Annotated in this window: 21 protein-coding genes and 2 tRNA genes; 9 read left to right on the top strand and 14 right to left on the bottom strand. The window is 69.7% G+C overall.

Annotation, left to right across the window (positions count from 1 at the left end; translation table 11 throughout):
• Positions 1–85: 85 nt before the first annotated feature.
• The 4 genes from MLJ35_RS00785 to MLJ35_RS00770 all read right to left on the bottom strand — a co-directional run bounded on the left by MLJ35_RS00785 (position 86) and on the right by MLJ35_RS00770 (position 4,002).
• Entirely contained in the window at positions 86–1,576 is a 1,491-nt protein-coding gene (locus MLJ35_RS00785) for an ammonia-forming cytochrome c nitrite reductase subunit c552 (protein ID WP_243382199.1), read from the bottom strand.
• 87 nt (positions 1,577–1,663) lie between these two features.
• Entirely contained in the window at positions 1,664–2,161 is a 498-nt protein-coding gene (gene nrfH, locus MLJ35_RS00780) for a cytochrome c nitrite reductase small subunit (protein WP_243286772.1), read from the bottom strand.
• A gap of 163 nt (positions 2,162–2,324) precedes the next feature.
• Entirely contained in the window at positions 2,325–3,173 is an 849-nt protein-coding gene (locus MLJ35_RS00775) for a hypothetical protein (protein ID WP_243382196.1), read from the bottom strand.
• Positions 3,174–3,189: 16 nt separating this feature from the next.
• Positions 3,190–4,002 (bottom strand): DUF4097 family beta strand repeat-containing protein, encoded by an 813-nt coding sequence (locus MLJ35_RS00770; RefSeq protein WP_243382193.1) that lies wholly within the window; start codon positions 4,000–4,002, stop codon positions 3,190–3,192.
• 110 nt (positions 4,003–4,112) lie between these two features.
• On the opposite strand from MLJ35_RS00770, the gene MLJ35_RS00765 reads away from it, so the two are divergent.
• The gene (locus tag MLJ35_RS00765) at positions 4,113–4,373 is read left to right on the top strand and encodes a hypothetical protein (protein ID WP_243382190.1); all 261 of its coding nucleotides are present in this window, start codon (positions 4,113–4,115) and stop codon (positions 4,371–4,373) included.
• A gap of 10 nt (positions 4,374–4,383) precedes the next feature.
• Here the strand turns inward: MLJ35_RS00765 and MLJ35_RS00760 are convergent, their stop codons facing one another.
• The gene (locus MLJ35_RS00760; RefSeq protein WP_243382187.1) at positions 4,384–4,848 is read right to left on the bottom strand and encodes a DMT family transporter; all 465 of its coding nucleotides are present in this window, start codon (positions 4,846–4,848) and stop codon (positions 4,384–4,386) included.
• 68 nt (positions 4,849–4,916) lie between these two features.
• The gene (locus tag MLJ35_RS00755; protein WP_243382184.1) at positions 4,917–5,846 is read right to left on the bottom strand and encodes a GGDEF domain-containing protein; all 930 of its coding nucleotides are present in this window, start codon (positions 5,844–5,846) and stop codon (positions 4,917–4,919) included.
• A gap of 104 nt (positions 5,847–5,950) precedes the next feature.
• Between MLJ35_RS00755 and MLJ35_RS00750 the strand changes: the two genes are divergently transcribed.
• Both MLJ35_RS00750 and MLJ35_RS00745 read left to right on the top strand, forming a co-directional pair.
• Positions 5,951–6,025: transfer RNA gene (locus tag MLJ35_RS00750), tRNA-Gln, on the top strand.
• Positions 6,026–6,042: 17 nt separating this feature from the next.
• Positions 6,043–6,117 (top strand) — tRNA-Glu (locus MLJ35_RS00745).
• Between the two features lie 531 nt (positions 6,118–6,648).
• On the opposite strand, the gene MLJ35_RS00740 is transcribed toward MLJ35_RS00745, so the two are convergent.
• Positions 6,649–7,398 carry a cytidylate kinase-like family protein gene (locus MLJ35_RS00740; RefSeq protein ID WP_243382182.1) on the bottom strand — a complete coding sequence of 250 codons (750 nt, stop codon included), beginning with the start codon at positions 7,396–7,398 and terminating at the stop codon, positions 6,649–6,651.
• A gap of 168 nt (positions 7,399–7,566) precedes the next feature.
• Between MLJ35_RS00740 and MLJ35_RS00735 the strand changes: the two genes are divergently transcribed.
• The gene (locus MLJ35_RS00735; RefSeq protein WP_243382180.1) at positions 7,567–8,643 is read left to right on the top strand and encodes a VanZ family protein; all 1,077 of its coding nucleotides are present in this window, start codon (positions 7,567–7,569) and stop codon (positions 8,641–8,643) included.
• Here MLJ35_RS00735 and yihA read toward each other — a convergent pair.
• Entirely contained in the window at positions 8,632–9,219 is a 588-nt protein-coding gene (yihA, locus tag MLJ35_RS00730; RefSeq protein ID WP_243319674.1) for a ribosome biogenesis GTP-binding protein YihA/YsxC, read from the bottom strand. The genes MLJ35_RS00735 and yihA overlap by 12 nt on opposite strands.
• 88 nt (positions 9,220–9,307) lie before the next feature.
• Positions 9,308–9,994 (bottom strand): cell division ATP-binding protein FtsE, encoded by a 687-nt coding sequence (gene ftsE, locus MLJ35_RS00725; protein ID WP_243319672.1) that lies wholly within the window; start codon positions 9,992–9,994, stop codon positions 9,308–9,310.
• A gap of 171 nt (positions 9,995–10,165) precedes the next feature.
• Here ftsE and purU point away from each other — a divergent pair, with 171 nt between their 5' ends.
• Positions 10,166–11,020, top strand: coding sequence for a formyltetrahydrofolate deformylase (purU, locus tag MLJ35_RS00720; protein ID WP_243382178.1), 855 nt, complete (start codon positions 10,166–10,168; stop codon positions 11,018–11,020).
• 8 nt (positions 11,021–11,028) lie between these two features.
• Here the strand turns inward: purU and MLJ35_RS00715 are convergent, their stop codons facing one another.
• The 5 genes from MLJ35_RS00715 to zwf all read right to left on the bottom strand — a co-directional run bounded on the left by MLJ35_RS00715 (position 11,029) and on the right by zwf (position 16,127).
• On the bottom strand, positions 11,029–12,201 hold the full coding sequence (locus MLJ35_RS00715) for an acetyl-CoA C-acetyltransferase (RefSeq protein ID WP_243382175.1): 1,173 nt from the start codon (positions 12,199–12,201) through the stop codon (positions 11,029–11,031).
• Between the two features lie 73 nt (positions 12,202–12,274).
• Entirely contained in the window at positions 12,275–13,084 is an 810-nt protein-coding gene (locus MLJ35_RS00710; RefSeq protein ID WP_243382173.1) for an SHOCT domain-containing protein, read from the bottom strand.
• 53 nt (positions 13,085–13,137) lie between these two features.
• On the bottom strand, positions 13,138–13,980 hold the full coding sequence (locus MLJ35_RS00705) for an SIS domain-containing protein (protein WP_243382170.1): 843 nt from the start codon (positions 13,978–13,980) through the stop codon (positions 13,138–13,140).
• The gene (gene pgl, locus MLJ35_RS00700) at positions 13,977–14,666 is read right to left on the bottom strand and encodes a 6-phosphogluconolactonase (RefSeq protein WP_243382169.1); all 690 of its coding nucleotides are present in this window, start codon (positions 14,664–14,666) and stop codon (positions 13,977–13,979) included. Before pgl ends, MLJ35_RS00705 begins: the two co-directional genes overlap by 4 nt.
• On the bottom strand, positions 14,667–16,127 hold the full coding sequence (gene zwf / locus MLJ35_RS00695; RefSeq protein ID WP_243382167.1) for a glucose-6-phosphate dehydrogenase: 1,461 nt from the start codon (positions 16,125–16,127) through the stop codon (positions 14,667–14,669).
• A gap of 109 nt (positions 16,128–16,236) precedes the next feature.
• Here zwf and edd point away from each other — a divergent pair, with 109 nt between their 5' ends.
• The 4 genes from edd (at position 16,237) to MLJ35_RS00675 (ending at position 21,263) form a co-directional block, all read left to right on the top strand.
• Complete coding sequence (gene edd, locus MLJ35_RS00690; protein ID WP_243382163.1) at positions 16,237–18,069, top strand: phosphogluconate dehydratase; 1,833 nt, start codon at positions 16,237–16,239, stop codon at positions 18,067–18,069.
• The gene (locus MLJ35_RS00685; RefSeq protein ID WP_243382160.1) at positions 18,066–18,692 is read left to right on the top strand and encodes a bifunctional 4-hydroxy-2-oxoglutarate aldolase/2-dehydro-3-deoxy-phosphogluconate aldolase; all 627 of its coding nucleotides are present in this window, start codon (positions 18,066–18,068) and stop codon (positions 18,690–18,692) included. Before edd ends, MLJ35_RS00685 begins: the two co-directional genes overlap by 4 nt.
• 20 nt (positions 18,693–18,712) lie before the next feature.
• Positions 18,713–19,711 carry a type I glyceraldehyde-3-phosphate dehydrogenase gene (gene gap / locus MLJ35_RS00680; protein ID WP_243382158.1) on the top strand — a complete coding sequence of 333 codons (999 nt, stop codon included), beginning with the start codon at positions 18,713–18,715 and terminating at the stop codon, positions 19,709–19,711.
• Positions 19,712–19,772: 61 nt separating this feature from the next.
• Positions 19,773–21,263, top strand: coding sequence for an AGE family epimerase/isomerase (locus tag MLJ35_RS00675; protein ID WP_243382155.1), 1,491 nt, complete (start codon positions 19,773–19,775; stop codon positions 21,261–21,263).
• Positions 21,264–21,268 lie beyond the last annotated feature (5 nt).

Here is a 21,268-nt window from a genome sequence, read left to right as displayed (position 1 = left end):
TAGGTGGGATCGGTTCCTTCCATGCTACCCCCTGACGCAAGTGGGGCCGGCTGAGCCGGCCCCGCGGGGTGCAAAGAGGAGATGCCTACTTCCGGGCCGACTTGGAGGCGCCCAGATCGCGGAGGGCCACCTGGCCCTGCCGGCCGAAGTCGATGGCCTCGCCGAGGATGCGGGCGACCTCCTGGGGCGCGTGGAAGCCCATGGAGTTCTCGGCGTTCACGAAGTCCACCCGCCACTGGGCCTTGCGCTGGAATTCGAGGATGGGCTTGAGCTTGGCCTCGTCCAGACCGGCCTTTTTGGCAGCCTCGATGTCGTTGATGAGGTTCACCACGGCATCCTCGGCGCGGTCCATGAGGGCCTTGGTGCGGTCCTGGATGGCCGTCACGCGGGCTTTCAGCTCTTCCTCGGGGAAGCGGTGGCAGGTCTGGCAGGAGCGGGAGACGTTGAGCAGCGGGCTGCGCACCTGGTGGTCGCTGATCTTGAGCGCGCCCTCGCGGACGTAGGGCATGTGGCAGTCGGAGCAGGAGACGCCGGACCGGGCATGGATGCCCTGGCTCCACATCTCGAACTCGGGATGCTGGGCCTTCAGGACCTCGGCGCCGGTCTTGCCGTGCTGCCAGTCGAAGAAGCGGTGGCCATCGGGGAACTTGTAGCCGTCGTAAGTGGCCTCGATCTGCTCGACCTTCAGGCCGTTGTTCCAGGGGAAGAAGAGCGTGACCTTGGGGCCGCAGTAGTACTCCACGTGGCACTGGCCGCACACCATGGACCGCATCTCCTGGCGGGAGGCGTCGCGGTTCGCGTCATAGGGCGTGGCGCGGTCGCCCTTGCGCCACTTCTCGATGGACGGCAGGTGCGGAACGGGTTCGGGGCTGTTGGCCAGGGCCACGATGCCGCGGATGAAGCCGGGCTTGGTGACGCGCAGGGCCATGTTCTTGGGGTCGTGGCAGTCGATGCAGGCCACGGGGTGCTTCACGAGCTTGGTGGCGTCGGCGTAAGGCATCTTGCAGACGGCCTCGAAGCCGGCCATGAGCTGGGCCTGGGCGTTGGCGCTGGTGAAGTCCTCATCCAGCGTGCCGGGCGCGCCGGCCTTCAGGCCCTGCTCGCGGAAGGCCACCGTGTTGGAGGCGTGGCAGTGGAGGCAGGAGCCGGGCTGCTTGCGCTCGGTGACGCGCTTGGTGTTGCGCTGGTCGTCCAGCATGTAGGCGTGGCCGCGGCGCTGGTTGAAGTCGATGGCGAAGGCATAGCCGTCGAAGATGGTCACCAGCCGCGGGTCCTCCAGGATGCGGCTCTTGGGCAGGGCTTCGCTGCCGGCGCCGCCGTACTTGGTGTTGTACTTCTCGGAGGTCTTCAGGTAGGTCTCGTACTCGCGGGGGAAGTTCTTCCCCCACAGGGCGGGATCGACGACCTTCTCGTCGAGGTCCACGAGCTTGAAGCTGGTCTGCTTCGCCTCGGCCTTGCGGGTGGTGATGCTGGCGTAGAGGGCCATCACGAGCACCGTCGCCACGGCGGCGCCCGCGGCGATGAGGCCCATCCGGACCACGGGCCGGGAGAAGAACGGGGTGGGGTTGTCGGTCATCTGGGGTTCCTCCCGCGTGGCGGGCCACGCGCCTTGAAGTGGGATCGGGGTTGGGATCAGGAGTAGGTGGTCAGGTCGGTCGAAAGCTCAGCCCATGGGCCCATGGCCCACCTCCTGGTGGCAGCGCACGCAGCCGTAGAGGTCGGCCTTCTGGGTCGGGTCCGTGGGCACGCCCAGGGTGCCGTGGGCGGTGATCTCGCCCGTCAGTTCGCCGTGGCAGCGGATGCAGTTGTCCTCCAGCACCTTGGCGTTGCCGGGCTTGATGCGGATGGGCTCCGCGAAATTCAGGAGCGTGAAGGCCTTCGAATGGTGGTACCCGTTGCTGGCCTTCACGAAGAACTTGTTCACGACGTTGTCGTGGGGCAGGTGGCAGTCGTTGCACACGGCCACCGCATGGTGCGAACCGTGCCGCCAGCTGTCGTACTCCCCCCGCATCACGTGGCAGTTCACGCAGACCTGGGGATCGTTCGACAGGTACGAGGTGCCGTGGGCCGCCACGAACGTGTAGGCCCCGGACCCCACGAAGACGCCCGCGAAGACGCTGGCGAGGACGCTCAACAGGAAGAGGCGACGCTTTCCGCTCACGGGGTATCCATCCGATGTCCGAGGGTCCGTCCTCCGACCGGAACAGGATGAGATAAAATTAGGACCTGTCAATCCGATATCAAAATTTCTTTTACGACTCTTTGGGCGCCTATCTACGGCGAGAGCCGGCTCCACCAGCTCCCGTGGCTGGAATGGCCCCCGGTCAATGAGGCGGCGGCGCGGGGTTTGGAACGATCCACAGGCGGCCCGCGGCCAGATCGAGGGTGACGACCTTGTCCTTCAGAAAGGGCATGCCGAGGTTGCCGTCGAGGATCATGTCGGGCGTGAATGCCGGCCCGACGGCGCGGAGACCTGGCCCAACCTCGAAGGACGCCTGCTGGGGGCCCTCCTTGTCAGGATCCAGCCCAACGAGCGTCGCGTAGGGCTTGGACACGAGGATCGTCCCGCCGTTTCCCGAATCGAGTTCCATCCACACCGTTCCCTTGGCGGTAGGCACACCCACATTGGCCGACAGGGCGCGCCCCTGCAACTCACGGGCCAGGCGCAGGGGCAGCGGCCGGATGTTCCCGACCCTTGCCTCCAGGCTTGCGGGCGTCTCGACGATGAGCCGGCCGCCCGGGAAGTCGAGGGTGATGGCCTTCCCGTCGAAGAGATCCAGGGCGAGGCTGCCATCCACGGGGGCCGCGTCCTTGGGGAAGAGGGCCCTGATGTCCAGGATCCCAACCACCGGCGCCTTCAGGATCAGGCTCCCCGCTTTCACCTCCAGGTCGTCACAGCGCGGGGTGTCCAGGCGCTGGCCCATCATCCGGTGACCCGTCAACCGGCCCCAGGGCTGGCGGCCGATCTTCCGGGCGAAACCGGGGGAGATCAGTGAGAGTCCTCCCGCCGTGTCGAAGAGGAACAGTCCCTCCATGCCGCCCACAGTGGCACGGAGGGCGATGGTCTTCCGGTAGGGCTCAAGAGCCAGGATCGCCTCGGGGGCGGGACCCTGCGCCTGCGCGAAACCCAGCGCCCAGGCGCAGAGAAGGAGGGCGGAGATCAAGCGCCGCATCAGGTTTCCCGGAAGCCTAATCGAGCGTGATCGCGCCATTCACCGTGCTCAGTTCGATGTCCTGATCCCCTCCGGGGAAGGTGGCCGTGACCCGCCGCTTGGTCACCTCCACCTGCTCGGCGCCCTTGGTCTTGAAGGTGATGCCGCCGTTCATGGTGGTGGCGGTGAGGTGCCCCTTCAGGCCCGCGATCTGGAGGTGGATGGCGCCATTGACGGTCTCGGCCTTGACCCCGCGGCCCTGCCCGTCCAGGCCGAAGCCCTTGATGGCGCCATTCACGGTCTGGATGGTGAGGCCACCCTGCACCCGCTCCAGGGTGACGGCGCCGTTCACCGTGGTGGCCTGCAGGGACTCCCCGAGGTCCACGGCGCGCACCCCGCCGTTCACGGTGGTGAGGCTGGCGGCGCCTCGGGTTCCGCTGAGGGCCACTTCACCGTTCACGGTTTCCAGGGAAGGAACCACGCGGCGCGGCACCTTTAGGGTCATCTGGCACTGCGGCCCCTGGTAGGAACCCCAGCCATGGTGCTTGGGATACTCGCCGCGGATTTCCAGACCGTTCTTCCCGGATTCGAGGACCACCTTCACCTGCTCGTCCCGGCTGCTGGGCTTGAACTCGCCTGTGAACTGCACCTCGTCGCGGTCCCAGGCCTCCACATGGATGAATCCGTTGACGTTCTTCACCTTGAGCGTCGAGCCGGCCGCCAGGGGCACCGTGCGGGTCTCCGTGACCTTCTCCGCCTTGGCGGGCTGGATCACCTGGGTCTGGGCGGCGAGCGGGGCCCAGAGGAGGACGGCGGCCATGGCCGCGGCGATGGGATGGGTGAGGGACATGGGAACCTCCAGCGTTGTCAGAGAACGTTGGAGGTGATACGAAGGCCTTCGGAGGGCGTTTAGGGCCACCTTCAGGGTTCTTCGTATACTTGAGGTTGCGCGGAGTTCCCATGCCCCAGACCATCGACCGCCCCGAACTCAGCCCCGCCGAGTGGAAGCTCATCCAGGACCTGCGCTCCCTTCCGGACGCGGCCCTCCGGGAGCGCATGCAGACCTCCATCGGCGAGCTGCTGTTCTTCTTCCGCACCCCTCGCTGCCAGGGCATCGGCATCGAGGGCTTCCCCTGCGGCGATCCGCGTTCCTCCTGCGAGGACTGCCATCAGATCTGGGACACGCTCGACAAGGTGGCCGAGCGGGTCCGCAAGGCCTGAGCGGCCGGCCTCAGCGCGCCAGCCAGCGGTCGCCGAAGTTCACGAGGACCGCGCCCGCCAGGATGAATCCGGCCCCGAGAAGGCGGATCCAGGACAGGCCCCGGGCCTGGAGGCCGATGAGACCAAAATGATCGAAGGCCAGCGAGGAGCACACCTGGCCGGCCACGATGAGCGACACCATGGCCGCCAGGCCGATGCGGGGAGCGAGCAGGGTCGTCCCGAACACGAAGAAGGCTCCCAGGAAGCCGCCCAGCCACTGCCACCACGGCACGCGGGAGAGGCCGCCCAGCGCCGCGAAGGGCTGGCCCGTGAGGGCGGAAACCACCAGCAACGCCACGGTGCCCACCGCGAAGGACACCAGGGCCGCCAGCATGGAGCCGCTGTGGAGCGAGGCCCTGAGCGCGTTGTTGACCGCCGACTGGAGGGGCACCGCCAGCCCGATGGCGAAGGCCATCACGAGAAAGAGCAGAACCATCCGTGCCTCCGCCTGGAAGGGCCCATGGTAGCCACCTTGGAGACCCCGCCTCCATTGAGGAGGCCTCCTCAGAGGGCGCACACGCGGTTGCGCCCCTCCACCTTGGCCCGGTAGAGGCCGGCGTCCGCCCGGGCCAGCATCTGCCCCGCATCCAGGTCCCCGGGGGCCCGCTCGGCGATGCCGAGGCTGCAGGTGACCAGCAGCCCGCCGCCGGGAAGGGGCACGGGCACTTCCCCCATGGCCTTGCGGAAGCGATCCGCGAGGGGCCGCGCGCCAGTCAGGTCCGTCTCCGGAAGGATCACAAGGAACTCTTCCCCGCCGATGCGGCCGGCCAGGTCTGCCTCGCGCAGCGTCGCCCGCAGCCGTTCCCCGAAGACCTGGAGCACGAAGTCCCCGGCGCCGTGGCCGTGGGTGTCGTTGATCTGCTTGAAGTGGTCCAGGTCGCACATCAGCACCGACAGCGGCCGGCCGTAGCGGACGCTGAGGCCGAAGCGAGTCTGGAACTCCGCCAGGGCGCGGGTGCGGTTGGCCAGACCCGTGAGCGGATCCTTGGTGCTTAGGTCGAGCAGGGTCTCGTGGAAGGCGCGCTCGAGGGGGTCCATGGCCACCAGCTTCAGCACGTGGCCGCCGATGGCGATGCGATCGCCCGGATGCAGGGCCACGGCCCCCTGGATGCGCGAGCCGTTCAGCAGGGTGCCGTTGGTGGACCCGAGGTCCTCCAGCCACAGCTGGCCGCCGATCACGCCGATCCTGGCATGGTGTCGGCTCACCTCGCCATCCAGCAGCGCCACCTGGACGTCCGGCGCCCGGCCGATGAGGGAAGCCCCCGGCCGCAGGGCGAAGATCCGTCCCAGCGCCGCGCCCGCGTAGGCCACGAGCGCCCACTCCGAAGGAGTCTCGGGGAGGTCGCCTCCAGGCTGGATCCCCGCCAGCGTGGGCATGTCCGCGGTGACGGGCGCCTGCACGGGCCGGGACGGGGCAGGCCGTTTGCGCACCATGGGTCCTCCGGGAGATCCCTTCTTTTTTGGAAGACTACATCCCACCTGCCGGAACCACCTCTTGTCTTTTACCCAACACCTGGTACATTGAATCTTCCACTCGTTGGGGAGTGGTCTAATGGTAGGACAACAGATTCTGGTTCTGTCAGGTGAGGGTTCGAGTCCTTCCTCCCCAACCACTCAAAACTTGGTTCCTGGTCCCATCGTCTAGCGGTTAGGACGACGCCCTCTCACGGCGTAAACAGGGGTTCGATTCCCCTTGGGACTACCAACGAGGCCCGGCACATGCCGGGCCTTCTTCATGTCCCAAGGGGAATCGAAGTCACGGTTGGCGCGCAGGTAGGGCCAGGCCCGAACAGCCCGGGGGGCTGTCCGGGCCGATCCGCCGCAGGCGGAGGCCCGTGCGCAGCCAGCCGTGCGGCCGGAGCGTCACCCCGAAGGCGCAGCCGCAGGGGTGACGCGGAGGGATTCCCCTTGGGACTACCAAATGGCCCGGCGCATGCCGGGCCTTCTTCATGTCCCAAGGGGAGTCGAAGTCACGGATGGCGAAGCCCAGCCGGGTGGCGAGGGAGACGGCAAAGGCCGTCTTCCGAGCCGGCCCCCGGCGGGCTGAGCATCATGTCCAAGTTGTCTCCGCCCAGCCGAGCCAACCGCCCGCGGTCGCCCCCTCCCCGGCGCTATCCTGGAGGCATGGCCGCCTCCGTTCCCATCCCCCCGCCGGCACCCAAGGCCGCGCGCCCCGCCTGCTCCTGGACCTGCCTGGGCCACTGCCCGACCTGCCAGGCCCGGGCCATGGAAGGAGTCAGCTCCGGATCACCAGGCCCACGCGCATCGGGTCGTGCCTGAAGTAGTCCGGATCGGGCCAGCCGCCGACCACGATCCGCCGACAGGCCTGGGCGATGGTCTCCACGCTCTGGCGCTCGTTGTTGAACACGGCGTCGTACCAGCGGGAGGACGTGACATCCGCGTGGAGGCACTCGCTGATGAACTTCTCCCGCAGCTTCGACTGCTTCCGGACCAGTTTCTCGGCCTCCGCCAGGGGGATGTCCAGACGGCGGGCGATGGTTGCGATGCGGAAATCCAAGCCGGCCTCCAGGCGGAAATGGAAGCAGTTCTTCAGGTCCTGGCAGGCGACGGCACCGCCCCGGCCGACGATGATGGCACTGCCGACCATGGCGATCTGGACGAGGTGCTTCACCACCTTGGCGTAGGCATCGTCGTGGGTGAGGTGGCCGAAGTGGGTCCGGAGGACATCCTGCGCGTGGCTCTCATCCCCCAGATGGCCCAGGAGCTGGCGGGACAGGTTCTCGTCCGAGGCCACCTGGTCCACCAGGGCCTTGTCGAACAGGTTCCAGGGCTGGCCTGAGGCCTCCTCCAGCAGCACCTTGAGCCGCTGGGCCAGCGCATAGCCCTCGCACCCGTACTGCCTGGAGATGGTCACCGACGGATGGGCCTGGGGCCGATGGGCCTGATCGAAGCGCTCCCGGAGGCGCATCCACCCGGCCTCGCGCTGCTCGATGCTGGGGATGAGGGAATCGAAGCTCCTGGGCATGGAACCTCCGGCTTCTGAGCGGCCAGATCCGGGGCCTACGCCCGGAAGGTACGGCCTCCACGGGCGGTGGCAAGGTCTCCGGGCGCTGATATTTCGGGGATCGCCCGGACCAGGATCTGCGTGGGAGCGCCGGCTCGCATCTCCCCATCGCCTGTGGTTCGATGGACCATGCGCTTTCGTGGGTACTGGCTCCTTCCCCTGGCCCTGGCCGGGATGATCTTCTGGCTGAGTGCGCAGGGGCACTACCCGGGCGGGATCGAGCTGCCGCCCCCCCTGGACAAGGCCGCCCATGCCTCGGTGTACGCGCTGCTGGCCCTGGCCTTGGACCGGACGCTGCGCCACACCGCCACCGGCCTGCCCCTCTACCGTCGGCACCTGTGGATCCTGGCCGCCGTCGCCCTCTACGGCGCCTCTGACGAGCTGCACCAGTTCTTCGTCCCCGGCCGCTCCTGCGAATTCGGCGACTGGCTGGCGGACTGCTTCGGCGGGGGGTTGGGCCTGACCCTGGGCTCCCTCCACCTCCTGTTCACCCGGCGCCTGGGAGCCCTCTCCTGGCGCCGCGGGGCGCCGCGCAGGCCGGACCCCGCCCGGGATCTCATCCTGGTCGCAGACCCCCACTGGAACGCCGCGCTCACTGGCCTGGAGGCGGCCACCGCGGCCCATCCGGGGGCCGACTGGCTCTTCCTCGGCGACATCTTCGACGTGTGGGTGGGCTTCCCGGGCATGGAAACGGAGGCGCAACGGGCCTTCCTCGCCTGGGCGGACGCCCGCCGCGCCGGGGGCCGCTGGGTGGGCCTGTGGATGGGGAACCGCGAGTACTTCCTGGACCGCCACGCGGCCCGGTTCGACCTGATGGGCGAGGGGATCGGCGGGGCGCTGGAGGACGAATCCCTGGCTTGGGAGCACGGGGACCTCATCAACAGCGCGGACCGTCAGTACCGCCTGTGGAACCTGGTGTCCCGCTCAGGGGCCCTGTGGCTGGTGTTCCGCCTGATGCCCGCCGGCATGGCCCGGAAGGTGTCCGCCTGGATGGAGCGGAAGCTCCGCACCACCAACGCCGCCTACAAGCTCACCTTCCCGCGCGAGGCCTTCCACGCCGCGGCCCAGGCCCATGCCCCGGCCACCTTCCTCACCGGCCACTTCCACACCCACGAGGTCGAAGCCAACGGCATCGCCCTGCCCTGGGCCCACGAGGGGCGGTTCATGGTGTGGCGGGGCGGGAAGGTCGAATCGCTAGAGCCCTAGCAGGTCCGCCACTTCGCGCCGCAGCTCGGGGATGCCCGTGCCCTTGCCCGCGCTCACCCAAGCGATGTCGCCGGCATGCAGGCCCAGGTCCGCGGCCACATCCTTGCGCTGCTTCAGGGCTCTGCTGGGCTTCACCTGGTCGGCCTTGGTGGCTACCACGCGGAGGGGCAGGCCCTCGGCGCGGAGCCACTCGATCATCTGGTGGTCCAGCTTCGTGGGGCCCACTTCGGCGTCCACCAGCACGAAGACCATGCGCAGCGTGGCCCGGCCCGTGAGGTAGCCCTCGATCATCTTCTGCCAGGTGGCCCGCTCGGCGGCGGGTCCGGTGGCGAAGCCGTAGCCCGGAAGATCCACGATCCAGCGGTCCGGCCCGGTGAGGAACACGTTGATGAGCCGCGTGCGGCCCGGCGTCTTGGACACCCGCGCCAGCTGCTTTTGGTTGGCCAGTGCGTTGAGCAGCGAGGACTTCCCCACGTTGCTGCGCCCCACGAAGGCCACCTCCGCATGGCAGACACCCAGCGTCCGGGCGTCGGAGGCGGAGGTGACGAAACGGGCATCGGTGAGGGGCTGGGCCATGGGACCTCGGGTGGCTACGACGAAGGTCGAGGCAGATTCAAGATTAGCGCCCTTCCAGGCCATGCGGCGCCGAGAGTCCGAACTGCCCCTACACCGTCACCAGGCTCGTGGGCGCCGGCTGGTCGAAGGCGATGCGCCCGTGGTCGAGGCCGATGACGCGCTTCCTCATGCGCTGGATGAGGCTGCGGTCATGGGTGGCCACGACGACGGTGGTGCCCTGGCCGTTGATGCGCTCGAAGAGGGCCATGATCTCCTGGGCGAGGTCGGGATCCAGGTTGCCCGTGGGCTCGTCCGCCAGCAGCAGCAGGGGGTCGTTCACCAGAGCCCGCGCGATGGCCACGCGCTGCTGCTCGCCGCCGGAGAGCTGGAGCGGATAGCTGCTGAGCTTGTGCTGGAGGCCCACCATCTTGAGCGCCCGGAAGGTGCGCTGCTTCTGCTCGGCGGCGCTCACGCCCAGCACCCGCAGGACGAAGGCCACATTTTCGAAGATGGTGCGGGTCCGGATGAGCTTGAAGTCCTGGAACACCACGCCCAGCTTCCTGCGCAGCAGGGGGATCTCCTTCTCGGGCATGGCGGAGAGGCGGTGCCCCGCCAGCTGGATCTCGCCGCTGCTGGGCACCTGCTCGCGGAAGAGCAGCTTCAGCAGCGTGGACTTCCCCGCGCCGCTGGGCCCCGTGAGGAACACGAACTCACCCGAATCGATGGCGAAGCTCACGTCCGAGAGGGCCGTGTGGATGCGGTCGTACTGCTTGCCGACGTGGGTGAGGGTGATCATGAAAAAAACCTAACCGCGAATGGCGCGAATGCACGCGAATACATGTCTTTCATATTCGCGCAAATTCGCGCCATTCGCGGTTCCAGTCTTTTGGTTCCTTTCCACCAGCCTGGCCGCGTCCTGGCCGCCCGATTTGCTTGCGGGCCGGGCCGCCCTGGGGTGAAATCACCTATGTCCAACCCTACGGCCATCTTCCTCATCTCCTGCCCGGACCAGAAGGGCATCGTGGCGCGTCTGGCCGGCTTCGTGTACCAGCACGGCGGGAACATCGTCGACTCGGACCACCACTCGGACCTCCAGGCCGGGCGCTTCCTGGGCCGCATCGAGCTGGAGGTCGAGGGCCTGGACCTCGATCGGGCCGGGCTCCGGAAGGGGTTCGCGGACATCGCCGAACCCATGGGCGGCCACTGGGAGCTCCATTTCTCGGACGTGGTCCCCCGGATTGCCATCTGGTGCAGCAAGCAGGAGCACTGCCTCCTGGACCTCCTCTGGCGCCATCAGGCCGGCGAGCTGGGGGCGGAGATCGCCCTGGTGCTCAGCAACCACGCCACGCTGAGCCGCCATGTCGAACCCCTGGGCATCCCATTCCACATGGTCCCCATCACCCGCGAGACCCGGGACGCCGCCGAGGCCCAGGAGCTGGCCCTGCTCCGTTCGGAGAACGTGGACCTGGTGATCCTCGCCAAGTACATGCAGGTCCTCAGCCCCGCCTTCCTGGAGGCCTTCCCGTCGGTCATCAATATTCATCACAGCTTCCTGCCCGCCTTCGCCGGGGCCCAACCCTACCACCAGGCCCACGCCCGGGGCGTGAAGCTCATCGGCGCCACGGCGCACTACGTCACGCCGGATCTCGACTCGGGCCCGATCATCGATCAGGACGTGGTGCGCGTCAGCCACCGCGACACGGTCGAGGACTTGGTCCGCAAGGGCCGGGACATGGAGCGCCTGGCCCTCTCGCGGGCCGTGAGGCTCCACCTCCAGCACCGGGTGCTGACCTATGGGAACAAGACGGTGGTGTTCGAGTAGCTCTCGGTCTAAAGCCGCTCCACCAGCATCGCCACGCCCTGGCCGCCACCGACGCAGAGGGCGGCGAGGCCGAGCTTCTTGTCCTGGTCCTGGAGCAGGTGCAGGAGGGTGACGAGGATGCGGGTGCCGCTGGCGCCGATGGGGTGGCCGATGGCGATGGCGCCGCCGCGCAGGTTCACCTTGGCGGGGTCGAGCTCGGGCAGCTCCGCCAGCACGCCCAGGCTCTGGGCGGCGAAGGCCTCGTTGAGCTCGAAGAGGTCGATGTCCTGGAGCTTCACGCCGGTCTTGGCCAGCAGCTTCTGGATGGCGGGCACGGGACCCAGGCCCATGGTGGCGGGATCCACGCCGGCCTGGGCGAACCCGAGGATGCGGGCGATGGGCTGATGGGCCTTGGCGGCCGCCTCGGAGGCCAGCACCAGGGCCGCGGCGCCGTCGTTGATGCCGCTGGCGTTGCCGGCGGTGACGGTGCCATCCTTCTTGAAGGCGGGCTTGAGCTTGGCCAGGCCCTCGGCGGTGGCGTCGGCCTTGATGTACTCGTCGCGGTTGAAGAGGACGTCGCCCTTCTTGCCCGCCAGGGTGACGGTGAACACCTCACGGTCGAAGGCGCCCGCGGCCTGGGCGGCGGCGGCCTTCTGCTGGCTGGCGAGGGAGAAGGCGTCCTGGGCCTCGCGGGTGATGCCGTGCTTGGCCGCCACGTTCTCGGCGGTGATGCCCATGTGCGTGTCGCCGTGGCCGCACCAGAGGCCGTCCTGGATCATGCTGTCGATGAGCTGGGCGTTCCCCATGCGGGCGCCCCAGCGGGCGGCGGGCAGCAGGTAGGGCGCGTTGGACATGCTCTCGGTGCCCCCGGCCACCACCAGGTCCGCATCGCCCATGGCGATGGACTGGGCGCCCAGGGCGATGGCCTTGAGGCCCGAGCCGCACACCTGGTTGGGCGTGTGGGCGGGCGTCGAGAAGGGCAGGCCCGCCTTGAGGGCCGCCAGCCGGGCCACATTCTGCCCGCTGCCGGCCTGGAGCACGTTGCCCATGACCACGTCGCCCACGGCCTCGGGCGCCGCGCCGGCCCGCTTCAGGGCCTCGGTGATGGCCAGGGCGCCCATCTGCACGGCATTCAGCGGCTTCAGGCCGCCCCCGAAAGAACCGACGGCGGTGCGGGTCGCGGACAGGATGTAGGTGGACATGGCGGACTCCGGGGGGGACCCCCCAGGGTATCGCGAAGCCGCGCCGCAAGGACGCGCCGGTATCCGGCGGGCCTCAGAGCGTCTTCAGGATCGCCTCTCGCTTCTGCTGGTATTCGGCCTCGGTGATCAGGTTCTCGTCCCGCATCCGCTTGAGGGCCTTGAGCCTCTGGTACTGCTGGTCATAGAAGCCCTGGTCCCGCTTCGGGGCCTCGGCGGCGGGGGCCGGTGCCGGGGCGGACGGGGCCTGCGCCTGAGCCGGGGCCGGAGCCGGAGCCGGGGCCGTGGCCGGGGCCGCGGGCGTCACCGCGAGGGGGATGGCCAGCCAGTCGGGCCGGACCAGGGCGGCTCCCGGACCGCGGAGGGACACCGCGGACGCGGCCTTCCGGGAACCGTAGGCGAAGGTGGGCAGGGTGCGGTCGGCGGAATAACGGTCCATGAAGTCGAGCCGCGCGTCGTGGACGATGAGGTTCAGGGTTCCCCCCTTCACGAAGATCCGCGCGGTCACGCCGAAGGCGGGATCCATGAAGTGGCCGCCCCGCCGCTGGGTGCTCAGGAGGACCAGGTCCTCCGAGGGCTTGGCCACGGCGAAGGCCTCCTCCAGGGCCTTGGCCAGGGCCGCCAGCTCCTTCGCCTCGAAGAGCGGTGTGTCGCTCCCGTCCACCTGCGCCACCACGGGTCCGAGGGCCACCTGGATGGCCTCCCGGGAGACCTTCGCGGGATGGTCGTTGGCGGGGGCCCCCGGCTCGGCGGCCACCCGATTCACCCAGGTGAAGCTGGCGAGCTTCCACTGGGTGCGGTCGGCCTCGGCGGCCGGGGCCGCCAGGCCGGGGAGCAGGGCCGCCGCGAGCGCCAGGGCCCGGACCAGTTCGCCTCGGTGTCGCATGTTACCCTCCTGGGTCGTGGCCGGAGCCGTTCCGGAAGCATAGCGAAGGACGCCTAGCGGGGCTCCCGGGTCGATTGGAGGGAGACCTTGGCGGCCTCCATCCGCGTGATGGCCGCGGGTCCCTTGCGCAGGGCCAGGGCCACGGTGAGCACGTCGATGATGGCCAGGTGGACGAGCCGGGCCACCATGGGCGCGTAGACCTCGGGGTTCTCCTGCACGTCCGCGGGCAGCAGCAGGTTCGCGGCCTCCGCCAGGGGTGTGCCCGAGCGCGTAAGGGCGATGACCGTGGCCCCGGAGTGCCGCGCCAGGGCGACGACCTCTAGCAGGCTCCGGGTGCGCCCCGAGTTGGAGATGGCCAGCACCACCGCGTCGGCGGGCAGCAGGGCCGCGGCGACGCGCTGCATCTGGGAATCCGTGCACACCACCGTGGGCGTCCCCATGCGGAACAGCTTCATCTGGGCGTCCTGGGCCGTAACGCCAGAATTGCCCAGGCCGTAGCACTCAATGCGGCTGGCGCGGTCGAGGGCCTCCACGACCCGGGCGAGCTGCTCGGGCCGCAGGGCGTCCCGGCCCCGGGCCAGGCCCGCCAGGGCGCTGTCGAACACCTTCGAGATCAGGCGGTCCATGCCGTCGCCGGCCGCCAGGCGGTCGTGGACGAAGGGGATGCCGGCGCCCAGATCCCCCGCCAGCTTCAGCTTGAAGCCAGGCAGGCCCGGGAACTTGAGGCGGCGGCAGAACCGGATGACCGTGGGCTGGCTCACGTCGGCCAGGGCGGCGATCCGCGAGATGGGGGCGGAGACCACCTCCACCGGATGGTTGAGCACCAGGTCCGCCACGCGCCGCTCCGAGGGCGGCAGCTCGGGCAGGAGGGCCTGGATGCGGGTCAGGAGGCTCATGGCGCCCAGCATACCGAGACCGGCACCGCGGTCTGGCGCAGGATGGCACGCACCGGCAGATCTTCCACAGGGCCCTCCTCCAGGGCCTGCTCCAACACGCGGCGCTTGGCGGGACCGGAGATCATCAGCACGAGGTCGCGGGTGTCCAGCAGGGCGCGCAGGGAGAGGCTGAGGCGCGGATGGGGCGCGCGAGGGGGATGCAGGGCCAGGGCCGCGGCCTCCGTGGTCAGGCCTTCGGCCAGCTCCGCGGCCCCCGGGAACAGCGAGGCGATGTGCCCGTCCTCGCCCATGCCGAGAATCACCCGACAGAAGGGCCGGGGCAGCTCCGCGAGGGCCGCGCAGACGGCGGGAGCGCCTTGCTCCGGAGTAAGGGCCCCCGTGAACAGGGGCGCCATCCTGGCCGCGGCGGCGGCGCCCTGCAGGAGGTGGGCCCGCACCAGGGCCTCATTGCTGTCGGGATGTTCCGCTGGCACCCACCGCTCGTCGGCCAGCGTGACCGTCACACGCTCCCAGGGGAGAACCTGCCTGGCCAGGGCCTGGAAGAGGGGCACGGGGCTGCGACCACCAGAGACCACGAGCACCGTTCGATCCTGACGCGCGAGCTCCTCCTTCAGCCGCCGCGCCACATCCTGGGCCAGGGCCGCGACGAGCGTGGCCTGGTCAGAGAACTCTCTGAGAACACACACCTAGTCCTCCTCGGACCAGGCCAGGCCGTCCCGCGAGAGCAGGGCACTGGAGGCCGCGGGGCCCCAGCTCCCGGCGGTGTAGGACTTGGGCCGGTCCTCGCTGGCGGCCCAGCTGTCGAGGATGGGCTCCACCCAGCGCCAGGCCGCCTCCTGCTCGTCGCGGCGGACGAAGAGGGTGAGCCGCCCTCGGATGGCGTCCAGCAGCAGCCGCTCGTAGGCCTCCAGGCGCCGGGCGCGGAAGGACTCGGCGAAGTCGAGGTTGAGGTTCACCGGATGGAGGGCCATGGCGTCGCCGGGCTGCTTGGCCACCAGGTAGAGGCGCATGCTCTCGTCCGGCTGCATGCGGATGACGAGGCGGTTCGCCCGGGTGCCGTGGGAGGCCTCGCCGAAGATGAAGTGGGGCACCTGGCGGAAGTTGATGACGATCTCCGCCAGCTTCTCGGGCATGCGCTTGCCGGTGCGGAGGAAGAAGGGCACCCCGGCCCAGCGCCAGGTGTCGATCTCCGCCTTGGCGGCCACGAAGGTCTCGGTTCGGCTCTCCGGGGCCACGCCCGGCTCCTCCACGTAGCCGGCGACGGGCCGCCCCGCCACGGCGCCGGCCTTGTACTGGCCCCGCACGGTCTTGGCGGCCACATCCTGGGGGGTGAAGGCGCGCAGGGAGCGCAGCACCTTGAGCTTCTCGTCGCGCACTGCGTCGGGATCGCTGGCCGTGGGCGGCTCCATGGCCACGATGCAGAGGAGCTGGAGCAGGTGGTTCTGCAGCATGTCCCGCAGGGCCCCGGTTCCTTCGTAGAAGTCGCCCCGACCCTCCACGCCCAGCTGCTCGGCCACCGTGATCTGCACGTCCTGCACCCACTCCCGCCGCCAGAGCGGCTCGAAGAGCACGTTGGCGAAGCGCAGCGCCAGCAGGTTCTGCACGGGCTCCTTGCCCAGGTAGTGGTCGATGCGGAAGATCTGGCGCTCGGTGAAGTGCCGGCCCACGGCGTCGTTGATCTCCCGCGAGGACTCCAGGTCGTGGCCCAGGGGCTTCTCCACCACCACGCGGGAGTGCGGCGAGATGAGGCCCGCGCCGCCCAGGTGGGCGGAGATGGCCGCGAAGAAGTCCGGCGAGGTGGAGTAGTAGAAGACGCGGATGCGGTCCGGATGCTGGCCCAGCGCCGCGCCCAGCGGTCCATAGCTGTCCTCGGACTGGACGTCCATGGGGAAGTAGCTGATGCGCTCCGCGAAGGCGGCCCAGGTGGCGACGTCGTAGTCCGCGCCCAGGAAGGGTTTGCAGGTGGTCTCCGCCAGTTCCAGGAAGGCCTCGCGGGTGAGCGCGCGGCGCGCGGCGGCGAGGATGCGGGAGCCGGGGCCCACCGTGCCCGCCTTCACCTGCTGGTAGAGCGCGGGCAGCAGCTTGCGCATGGCCAGGTCGCCGGTCCCGCCGAACAGCACCATGTCGAAATCGGGCAGGGGTCTCATGGGATCTCCGGATGTAGAAATACTACGACTTTTTTTCATGCAACCGCTTACAGAAAGTAATAATGTTACAGACACCCGACCCACCGGGACTCCGGGAAGGAACCTCCCCATGGCTCTGAACGCCCACGTCTCCACCCTCACGGATCGCATCCGCCAGCGCAGCCGCGCCGGCCGGGAGGCCTATCTGGCCCAGCTGCGGGAGGCCGGGGCGGCTCGTCCCCATCGCTGCGACGTCTCTTGCGCCAACCTGGCCCACACCTTCGCCGCCGCCGGCGCCGACAAGGCCGCGCTGAAGGAGGGTCTCGAACCGAATCTGGGCATCGTCACCGCCTACAACGACATGCTCTCGGCCCACCAGCCCCTGGGGGCCTTCCCCGCCTGGATCAAGGAGGCTGCCCGCGCCGCGGGCGCCACGGCCCAGGTGGCCGGCGGGGTGCCCGCCATGTGCGACGGCATCACCCAGGGGCAGCCGGGCATGGAGCTGTCCCTCTTCTCCCGGGACGTCATCGCCATGGCCACGGCCGTGGCGCTCTCCCACAACGTGTTCGACGCGGCGCTCTGCCTGGGCGTCTGCGACAAGATCGTGCCGGGCCTGCTCATCGGGGCCCTCCAGTTCGGGCACCTGCCCGTGGTCTTCGTGCCCGGCGGTCCCATGCCCAGCGGCCTCTCCAACGAGGAGAAGTCGAAGGTCCGCCAGCGCTACCAGGCCGGGAAGGCCACGCGGGAGGAGCTGCTGGCGGCTGAAGGCGCTGCCTACTGGGCTCCCGGCACCTGCACCTTCTACGGCACCGCCAACAGCAACCAGATGCTCATGGAGGTCATGGGCCTGCACCTGCCGGGCGCCTCCTTCGTGCCCACGGGCACGCCCCTGCGGGAGGCGCTCACGCGCCGTGCTGCCGTGCGCGCCGCGGCCCTGGTGGAAGGCGGCTCCGAGTACACGCCCCTGGGTTTGGTGATCGACGAGCGCGCCATCGTGAACGGCATGGTGGGCCTGCTGACCACGGGCGGCTCCACCAACCACACCCTGCACCTGGTGGCCATCGCCCGCGCCGCGGGCATTCTCATCGACTGGACCGACTTCGACGAGCTGTCCACCCATGTGCCGCTGCTGGTGCGGGCCTACCCCAACGGCCAGGCGGACGTGAACGCCTTCCACCGCGCGGGGGGCATGGGCTTCCTGATCCGCGAGCTCCTGGACGCGGGCCTGCTGCACGGCGATGTGCTGACCGTGGCCGGACCGGGCCTGCGGCCCTACACCCAGGCCCCGGCGCTGGAGGCCGGCGAGCTGGTCTGGCGCGACGTGCCCGCCGAGAGCGGCGACGAGTCCGTGCTGCGACCCATGGCGCGGCCCTTCGATCCCAACGGCGGCCTGCGCCTGCTCACGGGCAACCTGGGCCGCTCGGTCATCAAGGTCTCGGCCGTGAAGCCCGAGCACCGCCACGTGGTGGCCCCCGCCCGGGTCTTCGACAGCCAGGAGGCCCTTCAGGCCGCCTACAAGGCCGGGAGCCTCACCGGCGACCTCGTGGCCGTGGTGCGCTTCCAGGGCCCCCGGGCCAACGGCATGCCCGAGCTCCACCAGCTGACCCCCACCCTGGCCAACCTCCAGGACCAGGGCCTCCACGTGGCCCTGGTCACCGACGGCCGCATGTCCGGCGCCTCGGGCCGGGTGCCCGCGGCCATCCACGTCTCGCCCGAGGCCCTGGCCAGCGGCCCCCTGGCGAAGGTGCGCGACGGCGACCTCATCGAGCTGGATGCTGAGCATGGACGGCTGGAGGTGAAGGTGGACCCCGCCGACTGGGCCGCGCGCCCCCTGGCCTCGCCCCCGGCCCGCCACGACCACGGCACGGGCCGCGAGCTGTTCGGGCTCTTCCGGGCCCACGCCACCGAGGCCGAGGCCGGGGCCACCTCCTTCGGCGAGGCCTTCGACCGGAGCCGGCCATGACGACCTCCCTCGAAACGATCCTCCGTGCCGCGCCGGTGATGCCCGTCATCGCCCTGGACCGCCTGGAGCAGGCCCTGCCCCTGGCCGCGGCCCTGCTGGAAGGCGGCATCCCCACCCTGGAGGTCACCCTGCGCACCCCCGTGGCGCTGGAGGCCATCCGACAGATCCGCCAGGCCTTCCCCCGGGCCCACGTGGGCGCCGGCACCGTGACCACGCCCGAGGCGCTGCGGCAGGTGGCCGAGGCGGGCGCGGCCTTCGCCGTGAGCCCCGGCCTCAGCCGTCCCCTGCTGGAGGCCGCGGCCGGCTCGGGGCTGCCCCTGCTGCCGGGCGTCATGACGCCCACGGAGGTGATGGCCGCCGTGGACGCGGGCTTCCGCTTCCTCAAGCTCTTCCCCGCCGAGCCGGCGGGCGGCATCCCCATGCTCAAGGCCCTGGCCGGTCCCTTCCGTGACCTCGCCTTCTGCCCCACCGGCGGCATCAGCCCCGCCACCGCCGGCGCCTACCTCGCGCAGCCCAACGTGGTTTGCGTGGGCGGCTCCTGGCTCGCCCCGAAAGCCCTCATGGACGCCGGCGACTGGGCCGCCGTCACCCGGCTGGCCCGCGAGGCCGCCGCGCTCCGCTGACCTTCCCCTCAGGAGATTTCATGACCCTCAAGATCGGCATCAACGGATTCGGCCGCATCGGCCGCATGGTGTTCCGCGCCGCCGCGCAGGACTTCCCGGACCTGGAGGTGGTGGCCATCAACGACCTGCTGGAGCCCGACTACCTCGGCTACCTGCTGCGCTACGACTCGGTGCACGGCCGTTTCCGGGGCAAGATCTCCCTCGAGGACGGCCACCTGGTGGTGGACGGCCGGAAGATCCGCCTCACCGCCGAGAAGGACCCGGCGGCGCTCCGCTGGAACGAGGCGGGCGTGGACGTGGTGGTGGAATCCACGGGCCTCTTCCTCACCGAGGAGCTGGCCTCGAAGCACCTGGCGGCCGGAGCGAAGAAGGTCGTCCTCTCGGCTCCCAGCAAGGACGCCACGCCCATGTTCGTCTACGGCGTGAACCACGAGACCTACGCGGGCCAGGCCATCGTCTCCAACGCCTCCTGCACCACCAACTGCCTGGCGCCCCTGGCCAAGGTGCTGAACGACACCTTCGGCATCAAGCGCGGCCTCATGACCACCGTGCATGCCGCCACGGCCTCCCAGCGCACCGTGGACGGCCTCAGCCACCGCGACTGGCGCGGCGGCCGCGGCATCCTCGAGAACATCATCCCCAGCAGCACCGGCGCGGCGAAGGCCGTGGGCAAGGTGATCCCCGAGCTGAACAAGAAGCTCACGGGCGTGTCCTTCCGCGTGCCCACCTCCGACGTCTCCGTGGTGGACCTGACCGCCGAACTGAAGACGGAGACCACGTACGAAGCCATCTGCGCCGCCATGAAGGCCGCCTCCGAGGGCCCCATGAAGGGGATCCTCGGCTACACGGACCGGAAGGTGGTCTCCACGGACTTCCGCGGCGAGAGCTGCACCGCGGTCTTCGACGCCGATGCCGGCATGGCCCTGGACGGCACCTTCGTCAAGCTGGTGGCCTGGTACGACAACGAGTGGGGCTACTCCAGCAAGCTTCTGGAGATGGTGCGGGTGATCGGGAAGTAGGCGCGGGATCCGGGCCGCCGGATCACCGGTATCCTGGTCCGGTTCCCCCGGCGGAGTTCCCATGTCCAAGCCCCTCGTGCTGTTCGCGAGCCTTCTGCTCTTCGCCCCCGGGCTGCCAGCCCGGGCGCAGCCGGCCCCGGTATCCCAGGCCCAGGTCCAAGCTCAGGCCCCGGCCGACCTGCCCACGGGCGAACGCTGGCTGCGGCACTTCCGCGAGGACCTGCTGCCCTTCTGGAACATCCCCGACGCGTGGGGCTCACCCCTGGGCGACTTCCCCACCTTCCGGGGCAACGACGGCAAGGCCGTGGACTGGGCCAAGCCGCCCGCCGAGCTGGCGGACGCGCCGGGCTGGATCCGGGCCGAGTTCGGCCGCGAGTACGTCCGCATGAAGTCCCGCCAGACTTACCTCTATGGTGTGGCCTACCACCTGACCGGCGATCCCAAGATGCTCGAGCTGGCCCGGGATGGCGTGGCCTTCATCCGGTCCAAGGCGCTGGATCCCGCCACCGGCAGCGCCGTCTCCTGGTTCGAGAAGGGCGAGCCGAAGCCCGAGGTGCTGGCCCGCACCAGCCAGGACCTGGCCTACGCGGAGCTGGGCATGGCGATGTACTGGTACCTCACCCGCGACGAGGCGGTGCTGGCGGACATCCGGCGCCTGAAGGCGCACATCTTCACTCAGTACTGGAATCCCGACTGGCAGGCCCTGCGCTGGGTGGTGAAGGAGGACGCGGACAAGAACCAGCTCCGCCAGGAGCTGGTGGCCCAGCTGGACCAGGTGAACGCCTACCTGCTGCTCATGACGCCCCTTCTGCCCGCCAAGGAGCGCCGGGCCTGGGCCGCCGACCTGAAGCGCCTGGCAGACGTGATGGTGAAGGACTACCACGAGGCCGACCGGCACCTGTTCTGGGGCACGATCCACGACCCCGCCCAGAAAAAGCTGGGCTCCCGCCACACGGACTTCGGCCACACGGCCAAGGCCTACTGGATGCTGGAGCGCATCGGCCGGCTCACGCACGACCAGGCCCTGGTGGACCTCGCCACCACCGGCGCCAAGACGGTGCTGAAGCAGGCCTACCTGCCGGACTCCGGGACCTGGGGCTCCCGCCTGCACCGCGACGGCAGCGTGGACCCGGGCAAGGAATGGTGGATCTACGCCGAGCTGGACCAGCTGGCGGAGACCCTGGCCCTGCGCGATCCCGCCCAAGCCGCGCCCCTGCCCCGCACCACGGACTTCTGGTTCCGCCGCATGGTGGACCCCGTGCACCACGAGGTGTGGGGCGGGGCTGGCGGACCTGAATTCGAGCCCTGGGAGGGTCCCAAGATCCACCAGTGGAAGAGCGGCTACCACTCCGCCGAGCACGCCCTGGTGGGCTACCTCACGGCCCAGGCCCTCCACCACCAGTCTGCGGTGCTCTACTTCGCCCCCAAGGATCCGAAGGCGGTCCTGCGGCCCTACGTCTTCGACGGGCGACTCGCGAAGCGCACCAGCCGTCCCCTGCCCGGCTTTCCGGGCCACCGGAAAGTGGAGGCCACCTTCATGGAGTTGAAGTAGCCCCC

This window comes from Geothrix alkalitolerans, from assembly GCF_022808885.1.
Classification (GTDB): Bacteria; Acidobacteriota; Holophagae; order Holophagales; family Holophagaceae; genus Geothrix; species Geothrix alkalitolerans.
The sequence above is the reverse complement of the archived record's forward strand: the minus strand, read 5'-3'. Positions and strand labels throughout refer to the sequence as shown.

Bases quoted from the DNA above. Each gene is read 5' to 3' on its own strand.
- MLJ35_RS00710 (WP_243382173.1), bottom strand. From the start codon at position 13,084: ATGCGACACCGAGGCGAACTGGTCCGGGCCCTGGCGCTCGCGGCGGCC.
- yihA (WP_243319674.1), bottom strand. From the start codon at position 9,219: ATGGCCCAGCCCCTCACCGATGCCCGTTTCGTCACCTCCGCCTCCGAC.
- MLJ35_RS00775 (WP_243382196.1), bottom strand. From the start codon at position 3,173: ATGCGGCGCTTGATCTCCGCCCTCCTTCTCTGCGCCTGGGCGCTGGGT.
- MLJ35_RS00735 (WP_243382180.1), top strand. From the start codon at position 7,567: ATGCGCTTTCGTGGGTACTGGCTCCTTCCCCTGGCCCTGGCCGGGATG.
- MLJ35_RS00705 (WP_243382170.1), bottom strand. From the start codon at position 13,980: ATGAGCCTCCTGACCCGCATCCAGGCCCTCCTGCCCGAGCTGCCGCCC.
- zwf (WP_243382167.1), bottom strand. From the start codon at position 16,127: ATGAGACCCCTGCCCGATTTCGACATGGTGCTGTTCGGCGGGACCGGC.
- MLJ35_RS00760 (WP_243382187.1), bottom strand. From the start codon at position 4,848: ATGGTTCTGCTCTTTCTCGTGATGGCCTTCGCCATCGGGCTGGCGGTG.
- MLJ35_RS00740 (WP_243382182.1), bottom strand. From the start codon at position 7,398: ATGCCCAGGAGCTTCGATTCCCTCATCCCCAGCATCGAGCAGCGCGAG.
- MLJ35_RS00785 (WP_243382199.1), bottom strand. From the start codon at position 1,576: ATGACCGACAACCCCACCCCGTTCTTCTCCCGGCCCGTGGTCCGGATG.
- MLJ35_RS00675 (WP_243382155.1), top strand. From the start codon at position 19,773: ATGTCCAAGCCCCTCGTGCTGTTCGCGAGCCTTCTGCTCTTCGCCCCC.
- MLJ35_RS00685 (WP_243382160.1), top strand. From the start codon at position 18,066: ATGACGACCTCCCTCGAAACGATCCTCCGTGCCGCGCCGGTGATGCCC.
- MLJ35_RS00755 (WP_243382184.1), bottom strand. From the start codon at position 5,846: ATGGTGCGCAAACGGCCTGCCCCGTCCCGGCCCGTGCAGGCGCCCGTC.
- gap (WP_243382158.1), top strand. From the start codon at position 18,713: ATGACCCTCAAGATCGGCATCAACGGATTCGGCCGCATCGGCCGCATG.
- MLJ35_RS00715 (WP_243382175.1), bottom strand. From the start codon at position 12,201: ATGTCCACCTACATCCTGTCCGCGACCCGCACCGCCGTCGGTTCTTTC.
- purU (WP_243382178.1), top strand. From the start codon at position 10,166: ATGTCCAACCCTACGGCCATCTTCCTCATCTCCTGCCCGGACCAGAAG.
- MLJ35_RS00770 (WP_243382193.1), bottom strand. From the start codon at position 4,002: ATGTCCCTCACCCATCCCATCGCCGCGGCCATGGCCGCCGTCCTCCTC.
- edd (WP_243382163.1), top strand. From the start codon at position 16,237: ATGGCTCTGAACGCCCACGTCTCCACCCTCACGGATCGCATCCGCCAG.
- MLJ35_RS00765 (WP_243382190.1), top strand. From the start codon at position 4,113: ATGCCCCAGACCATCGACCGCCCCGAACTCAGCCCCGCCGAGTGGAAG.
- ftsE (WP_243319672.1), bottom strand. From the start codon at position 9,994: ATGATCACCCTCACCCACGTCGGCAAGCAGTACGACCGCATCCACACG.